This is a genomic window from Streptomyces sp. NPDC007205, from assembly GCF_040634095.1.
Lineage (GTDB): Bacteria > Actinomycetota > Actinomycetes > Streptomycetales > Streptomycetaceae > Streptomyces.
In genome coordinates this window covers 1-2,301 of record NZ_JBEYEW010000149.1, presented here as the reverse complement: position 1 = coordinate 2,301, position 2,301 = coordinate 1, and the positions used below count along the sequence as shown (strand labels likewise).

Annotated in this window: 1 protein-coding gene and 1 pseudogene; both read right to left on the bottom strand. The window is 66.7% G+C overall.

Going from position 1 to position 2,301, the window contains the following annotated elements; translation table 11 throughout:
• Window positions 1–433: 433 nt before the first annotated feature.
• A complete protein-coding gene (locus tag ABZ624_RS42700; RefSeq protein WP_360101080.1) occupies window positions 434–2,056 on the bottom strand; it encodes a carboxylesterase family protein in 1,623 nt (540 codons plus the stop codon).
• A 162-nt stretch (window positions 2,057–2,218) separates the two neighbouring features.
• Window positions 2,219–2,301: pseudogene (locus ABZ624_RS42695) on the bottom strand (IS5/IS1182 family transposase); the annotation flags it as partial.

Here is a 2,301-nt window from a genome sequence, read left to right as displayed (position 1 = left end):
AAATGGCCTGGCGGGGTGCGGGCGGGATCCAGGTGGTCGGGCTGAGAGCGGGGATGCGCATCTGGACGCTGACCCTGTTCCTGCCGCCGGTGAGGTCGGCTGGCGTATCGGCGGCGCCGACAGCTGGCCCCTGTTGGAGTCCGAGATTGGAATTTTCCAGTTCCAGGGTCTGTGCAGTGCCCGCTGCAGCAGCGTTCCAGGCCTGGGCGGATTCCGGAATCTGGTCGCTGCTGAGGGCCTGAGACGGCAGAGCCGGGTGCCGCTCAGCGCCTCCGTGCGGTCCTAGCGTTCGGTGATGCGCTCCCTGAGGCGGCGCCTCGGGGTGTCGGCCCGGCAACGCTGGACGGCCTCGGCGCAGGCCCAGCGCAGCAGGGGCGAGCCCTGTGCACTGGCCCTCCATCCATGTTGGGGCGTAGGGCCAGTGGTCTGCCTGTTAGGGAGCGGTGTCCCACAGATCGCAGTGGTGGACGGCCCGCAGGTTCGCCGTCGTGGCATTGCCGCCGGCGGGTGCGGTGCGCAGCTGAAGTACGTAGCCGGGGTGTGCGCTCTGTTCCGGCATCGTCTGCTGCATGTGAGCCCGTGGCACGAAGTCGTGGAGGAAGGAGCCCCAGTAGGCGGTCATCTGCGCGGACAGCGCCCGCTGCTCAGGGTTGAGGTGTGCGGCGAGGCCGTACGGTTTGAAAAGGTAGTTCAGCTCGGCCGCGTGGGTTGCGCCGAAGTCGAAGTCGGCATGCTGTGGCAGGTTTGCGGACAGCGGGGAGGTGCGGTCGGCGAATTCGTAGGTGTAGACACGTCCGCGCGGGGAGAGGCGCTGGTCGGTGCGTAGTGCCGGGCAGGCGAAGAGCTGGTCGCCAAAAGCAGCGGCATAGGCATAGTCAGGCCGGGCGTAGGCGCCGAGCGGATACTGGGCCAGCGCGCGGGAGCCCGCGGTTTGGCCGAAGGCCGAGACGAGGGCCCTGGGGTAGGCGCCGGCGGTCAGCGGGTGACCGAAGCGGTCGAAGCTGTCATAGGTGAAGGACAGGCCCTCGTTGCTGTTGGCGCCGTTCATGACGGGGACATGGGAGGCGCGGCCTGCGGTGAACGCGGCGGAGGGCTGTAGCGGCAGTTCAGGTCCGCCGATGGTGTAGTTCCATTCGTGGAAAATACTGGTGCCCTGCTGCGCTTTGAGGATGTCTTTTGCGGGCTTGGCGCGCAGGCAGTCTGCCGCGGTCGCCGGATGCGTGCAGCCCAGCTTGGCGGCGAAAGCAAGGCCGACGGAGACGGCATCCTTGCGGCTCTTGCCGGCGCAGTCGAAGAAGGCGCCACTTTCGATGATGGCAGCCCGGTACAGGCCGCGGCTGGTCGGGGAAGCGAGCTGGGTGCAGACCGCACCGCCGCCCGCCGACTCACCGGCGATGGTGACCCGCGCGGGATCCCCGCCGAAGCGCGCGATGTTGGCCTGTGTCCAGCGCATCGCGGCTTGCTGGTCGAGCAGGGCGAAATTGCCGGTGGTGCCGGGCAGGGTCAGGAACCCCATCGCCCCGAGGCGGTAGTTGAAGGTCACGACGACGGTGTTGGTCCTGCGCGCGAAGGTATCGGGGACGATGTCGCGTCCCGCACCGCCCACGTTGCCGCCACCGTGGATGAACACCATGACCGGCAGCTTGCCCGTGTGCCGGGTGGCGGGCGGGGTGTAGACGTTGGCGTCGAGACAGTCCTCAGCCGTCTGATCCTTCTCGTAGCCCGGTATCCAAAAGGCACTCTGTGGACAATTGTTTCCGAACCGGGTGGCATCCTTGACTCCTACCCAGCCGGGGGCAGGCTTGGGCGCACGCCAGCGCAGAGCACCCGTGGGCGCCTGCGCATAGGGAATGCCAAGGAACTCCCGCCCCTGATCAGTGGCCTTGCCCTGCACCCAACCACTCGACGTCCGTACAAGGACACGCCCACCCCCCTCAGCACCGAGATGGTTGCTCTGGTTGGCCTGGGCTGGCCAGGGCGCCAGGGCCGAAGCCGCGACGAGCGCGGGGAGTAAGACCCGGCGACTCCTGCGTAAAAGCTTCACGGGAAAGGTCATCTTTACGGATTCCTCCTGGCAGTTGGGGCCCGCACGGACTGCGAGCGCTTTGAGACTAGACCACTAGCCTGCGCGTTTCATCTGAGGTGCGTCCAGACCATGATCGGAAAAGCGAAAGTGCCTTCTGCGCTACAAAGGTGAAGCTGGCCTACTGAACCGTTTTCATCCTGAATATGTGCAGGTCATCAGGGTGTGGACGGCTTGAACTGCTGTGCTGATGCGGCGGGTGGAGCAGCGTGCTCGCC

What these genes read in the sequence shown, in the direction of transcription:
- ABZ624_RS42700 (WP_360101080.1), bottom strand. Translation starts at nt 2,056, where the DNA reads ATGACCTTTCCCGTGAAGCTTTTACGCAGGAGTCGCCGGGTCTTACTC.